Here is a 5,303-nt window from a genome sequence, read left to right as displayed (position 1 = left end):
TATATGACGCTTACAGTTATCTTGTAATCATTTGATTCAATTCATGATGCGAGCGCTTGAGTGACGTTAGGCATTTGATTAAAATCTCCATTAAAAATGACAGAAGTTATGATAAATTCTGGAGCATTGTAAAATTTTACTTCATCAGTGTCTTGATACTGTCCGATGATATTACTTTGAATTTCAATGTCGACATCACTTTCTTTGTACTCTTTGTCATGATAGATCGTCATTCCAGAGGGAGGGTTCGCCATTTTTACATCTTGTTTGACAAACTCTGCATGTAAATCATTCTCAAGCTGATGCTCATTTTCATAAGAAGAAACTATTTTTCTAATAGACAATACATCTCTATTGGGTACAGTTTTTAATGTTATACTATATTTTTCAAAGTAATTTTGCTCTTTATTTTTTTTGATACAATTCAACAATCGCTTTTTTCTTCTTTAAAACATCAATTTCATCTTGAATCTCGTTCATCTTTAAGTCGTAATGAAACTCCAAGAACGCCATATCATCTTCTTGTAACATTCTCTTGATTATTTTAAGTGGCAAACCAGGCTGAGTATGAGATATTTGAGTGTGCTAGTCGTTATATGAGAAAAATTGATGGGTAATAACATGGAATACCAGAGAACTAGAACATTGAATCTCGAGCGAATTTATTCAGTGAATTACTGGTAAAAAAATTACATTGCTGACTTTCAATAATTAAATTGTTCTCAAAAGAGATGTAGCTCTTTTTGACTATAATGATTGTCATTCTGCCTGTAGCAAAACTTTAGGACAGTTGTTATGGATCTGTGCACCATAAACTAAGGCGTTCTATACTATAAATTCTGCGCTCAAGATAAAAAAAAGAAATTTGTCACACAGTACGCGAAAAATATGTATAATGGTATGGAAAGTGGTGTAACAATGAAAAATATTTATTCGACAAAACTTGGAAAGGCTTATCATGGAGATTCTTTAGAGTTATTAAGAGAATTTGAAGATAATTCAATAAATTTAATAATTACCTCTCCACCATTTGCGCTTTTAAGAAAAAAGGAATATGGAAATAAAGACGAAGATGAATATGTAGAATGGCTTGCAGAGTTTGGGGAAATTGCTAGAGACAAATTAAAAGATGATGGTAGCTTAGTAATTGATTTAGGAGGTGCTTATAGAAAAGGACTTCCTGTGCGTTCATTATATAATTATCGAGTTTTAATTCATTTTTGTGATGTATTGAATTATCATCTGGCTGAAGAATTCTTTTGGTATAATCCGTCTAAATTGCCTTCTCCGATTGCTTGGGTTAATAAAGGAAAGATTAGAGCAAAGGATTCAGTAAATACAATTTGGTGGTTTTCTAAAAGTGAAAGACCTAAAGCTAATGTGAATAATGTTTTGGTTCCTTATTCCAAAAGTATGAAAAAGCTTTTAGTTAATAGTGAAAAGTATTACACACCGAAAGAAAGACCCTCTGGACATAATATTAGTGAAAAATTTGGAAGAGATAATGGAGGCGCGATCCCTTCAAATCTTTTACAAATCGCTAATACAGAAAGCAATACAAATTATTTCAAAATTTATAAGGAGATTGGTAAGAAACTTGGAATAAAGAGCCATCCTGCACGCTTCCCCAGTAAGTTACCGGAATTTTTCATCAAATTTCTTACTGACGAAGAGGACTTGGTTGTAGATATATTTGCCGGATCAAACACTACAGGGAGAGTTGCTGAAGACTTGAATCGACATTGGATTTCTTGTGAATTGAATGAAGATTATGCAACTGCTTCTATCTTCCGATTTTTGGAAAATTCTATAATGGCTGAAAACATGTATAAAAAAATGAAAAATGGAGATAAGGTTGATCTTTAGTAAATAATCTATTCTTGAGGAATTGGAAAAAGTCGTATAGCCGAGTTACGATGTCTAATTTTTCCGAAACTCTGGAAATTAGTAAAACTGATGAATTGAAATTATTTGAACCCTTTGCATCATATACTGTTGTTTCTAGAGTGATAGATTTATTTCTTGATATTTCGGGTTTATTGAAACATTAAAAAATGGAATGAAGTCAAATTTCACCTCAAAGTTTATTCTTTGAGGTTTTTCCTTTTTGTTTTTACGTGAATTATTAATTGATTAGACGAACTATAATTGTTTCATTAAATTAAGGATGTATTTGCTTAGTTTCATTAGTCTGATTTATCATATATACACTGTGAAGAATCTTACAGGGACACGACTGAAGATTTCATCGATTTCGAATATTTATAGATAATCTATGCTGTTAAATTGATTATAATACTACAAAGATTAATGATATACTAAGTGATGAAAATCATTATTTTTTATTAGGAAGTGAATTAAGATGGAAAAGGAGTTGATATTTTGAGTAGTAAATTGAATGTCGAAATGCTTAATAAGCTATTTTTAGACTCCTTAGGAGAAGTTGTTGAGTCACACAGCTCTACTAACATCAAACCTCTTATAGTCAAACTGAAGCCTCCGTATAACAATTGCATTAAAGTTTACATGTATAATTGCACTAATCCTATTGGAGCAAGACAAACAGGCGAATTTAAAAGCCAGTTAATTCTTCCTAATCAACGAAGAGGACAGAGAGGGAAGTTTGAATTGGAACTTAATATAAAAACACTTCTAGTTGGTTTTGCATCAGTTACAGGGGATATCGCTGATGGGGTTTTTATACTTTGGGAGTTAAAAAAGCATATGGAATTCGCATACAGTACTAATGTGCAAATAAGTTTGAAAGCTATTCTTCAAACGGAGATGGAACCAATGTTTACTTTTAAAAAAAGAGGTAATGATGAAACTGTAATATTGTCTAAACAAAAAAAATTGATCGAAGCTATCCAAAAACGAATAGAAGTAGATATCGATTTGCTATTGGAGGAATAAAAATGAGTCTTTCAAAATACGAGTTTAAAAGTTCATATAATAGGATTGACGATGATATTGCAGCAGAGTTCTATCTACCATGCATGCGAAGTTCAATTTCTTATGATAGGATATCTGGTTTTTTCGGAAGTACAGTTTATGTTATTGCCTGGGATGCTTTAAAAGAGTTTATTTCAAATGGAGGACGTTTACGAATCATATGTTCACCAATACTGTCTATAGAAGATCAAGAATCATTAAAAAAGGGTGAAGATGCGAAAAATAATAGTTTGATAGCAGAAAGATTAGATCAAGAATTAAAAGAAATGCTAGTAAACGAAAATTTAAATTTACCATCTAGACTGTTAGCATGTCTAATAGCTAACAAAATTCTTAGTATAAAAATTGGAATAGTGAAGAACGATGTTCACCCATCTGTTAACAGTATGCTACATGATAAAATTGGCATTTTTTATGATGATAAAGATAATGCAGTTGGCTTCAGAGGTTCATTCAATGAAACATTTAAAGGGTTATCTAATGATGGAAATATAGAATCTGTAGATGTTTTTCAAAGTTGGGATGGTGGAAAAGAATCATCAAGAGTCTATGACGCAGCGAGTCTTTTCAATCGAATATGGGATGGAAAAGAAAAAGATAGCATTTCTATTTATGAAATACCTGATGCTTTTGAGCAGTCCGTTTTTGAAATCGCTAAAAAAGATGATTTAAATAAATTATTAGAGGAAATCCAGGTTCGAATTTCTCGTACTGAATATTGGAAGCCTTCCCAGCATGGTAAAACACCATTAGAACATCAAGTTGAAGCACTTGATAATTGGGAAAAAAAAAATAGAAGAGGTATTTTGAAACATGCAACTGGTAGTGGTAAAACATTTACGGCCATTTGTGGTATAAAGAATAGTCTTCTTAAAGGCGAAACTACTCTTGTATTGGTCCCTTCAAAAGAATTACTTTACCATTGGAAAAAAGAGATTGAAGAAAATATTCCAGAAATGAAAATTCACTTTCTTCTGTGTGGGGACGGCAACAACAGTTGGAAAAATAAAGGACTATTGGCAAATTGGACACGATCAAATAGTAATGTAAATAAAGTGATCATTGCTATGATAGATACAGCCGCAAATGAAATATTTATTAAAAATATCACTGGTGGTAATCATCTGTTAATTGTTGCGGATGAAGTTCACCGTCTTGGCAGTGAGCGTAGACAAAATATTTTCAAAATTTTCGCTGGAGCCCGTTTGGGATTGTCTGCTACACCTGAAAGGTTCGGCGATGAAGAAGGAACTAAAAAGATATTTGATTACTTTAATGGATTAATTAAACCAGAATATACTCTGGAAAATGCTATTAACGATGGAGTACTCACAAGATATTTTTATCATCCAGAAACTACTTTTTTAACTAGTGATGAACAAGAGGAATGGGAAAAAATCTCTTTAAATATTGCAAAGTTGTACGCAAGAAAGTTAGCTGAAAAAATAGTAGATGAAAAACTTTCGTTTCAACTTGATCAGTTATTAATTAAGCGTGCTAGAATTTTAAAAAATGCTGAAAACAAAATTCTTTTAGCAATTAATATATTGAAAAATAATTTTGATAAAGATCAAAAATGGATAATTTACTGTGATAATATCAAACAATTAAAGACCATCAGACAATTAGCGGAAAATGAAAATATTGATGCTTATGAATATTATGCAGAAATGAGCGGTGATCGTGCTACAACACTCGAGTACTTTGAGAAACATGGTGGAGTACTAGTTTCTATAAAATGCTTAGATGAAGGAGTCGATATTCCATCTACTACACATGCTTTGATTATTGCTTCTTCAAAGAATCCACGAGAGTTTATTCAACGAAGGGGAAGAGTGCTTAGGAAGAGCAAAGGGAAAAACTTTGCTCATATATATGATGTAGTGGTATTGCCTAATTGTAACGAATATAGTGGAAATAGCAACAATATAGTGTTTGGAGAACTTTCACGTGCTATTCAATTTGGCAATTGGGCAGAAAATCCCGGATGTATAACTGAGTTAAAACTTATAGCATTAGACTATGATATAAATTATAAGGATTACTTAAATGGGGGAATGGAGATTGAATAAAGAAAGTAATAATTTGGATGAAATTAAGCAAGCCTTAGAAAAAATTAGAAGTGAAAAATATCCCAATATATCGTCAGAACTATTTGATAGTATTGTAGATATTCAGTTTGAATATTTGGAAAGCGATAGTCGTTCTAAAGGAAGAGAGAGAACGAAAAAAATAATCAAAGAGTATATTGAGAATGATATTGAGGGGGCGACTGAATGTTAAGGTTTGATAAGTTGACTATTACTAATTTTGGACCGTTTAAAGGAACACAAATTATTGAATTTGGAAAA

Annotated in this window: 5 protein-coding genes; 4 read left to right on the top strand and 1 reads right to left on the bottom strand. The window is 31.7% G+C overall.

Annotated features, from left to right (window positions below):
- Nucleotides 1-41: 41 nt before the first annotated feature.
- Nucleotides 42-431 carry a GyrI-like domain-containing protein gene (locus JZO85_RS22785; RefSeq protein ID WP_207110803.1) on the bottom strand — a complete coding sequence of 130 codons (390 nt, stop codon included), beginning with the start codon at nucleotides 429-431 and terminating at the stop codon, nucleotides 42-44.
- 487 nt (nucleotides 432-918) lie between these two features.
- Here JZO85_RS22785 and JZO85_RS22780 point away from each other — a divergent pair, with 487 nt between their 5' ends.
- The 4 genes from JZO85_RS22780 to JZO85_RS22765 all read left to right on the top strand — a co-directional run bounded on the left by JZO85_RS22780 (nucleotide 919) and on the right by JZO85_RS22765 (nucleotide 5,235).
- Nucleotides 919-1,866, top strand: coding sequence for a DNA-methyltransferase (locus tag JZO85_RS22780; protein WP_207110802.1), 948 nt, complete (start codon nucleotides 919-921; stop codon nucleotides 1,864-1,866).
- A gap of 516 nt (nucleotides 1,867-2,382) precedes the next feature.
- On the top strand, nucleotides 2,383-2,913 hold the full coding sequence (locus tag JZO85_RS22775) for a hypothetical protein (protein WP_207110801.1): 531 nt from the start codon (nucleotides 2,383-2,385) through the stop codon (nucleotides 2,911-2,913).
- 2 nt (nucleotides 2,914-2,915) lie between these two features.
- The gene (locus JZO85_RS22770; RefSeq protein WP_207110800.1) at nucleotides 2,916-5,024 is read left to right on the top strand and encodes a DEAD/DEAH box helicase family protein; all 2,109 of its coding nucleotides are present in this window, start codon (nucleotides 2,916-2,918) and stop codon (nucleotides 5,022-5,024) included.
- A complete protein-coding gene (locus JZO85_RS22765; protein WP_207110799.1) occupies nucleotides 5,017-5,235 on the top strand; it encodes a DNA modification system-associated small protein in 219 nt (72 codons plus the stop codon). Before JZO85_RS22770 ends, JZO85_RS22765 begins: the two co-directional genes overlap by 8 nt.
- Nucleotides 5,236-5,303: the final 68 nt, after the last annotated feature.

This window comes from Candidatus Enterococcus murrayae (genome assembly GCF_017315985.1).
GTDB lineage: Bacteria > Bacillota > Bacilli > Lactobacillales > Enterococcaceae > Enterococcus_A > Enterococcus_A murrayae.
This window is presented reverse-complemented; position numbering and strand designations above follow the sequence as displayed.

Bases quoted from the DNA above. Each gene is read 5' to 3' on its own strand.
- JZO85_RS22780 (WP_207110802.1), top strand. From the start codon at position 919: ATGAAAAATATTTATTCGACAAAACTTGGAAAGGCTTATCATGGAGAT.
- JZO85_RS22770 (WP_207110800.1), top strand. From the start codon at position 2,916: ATGAGTCTTTCAAAATACGAGTTTAAAAGTTCATATAATAGGATTGAC.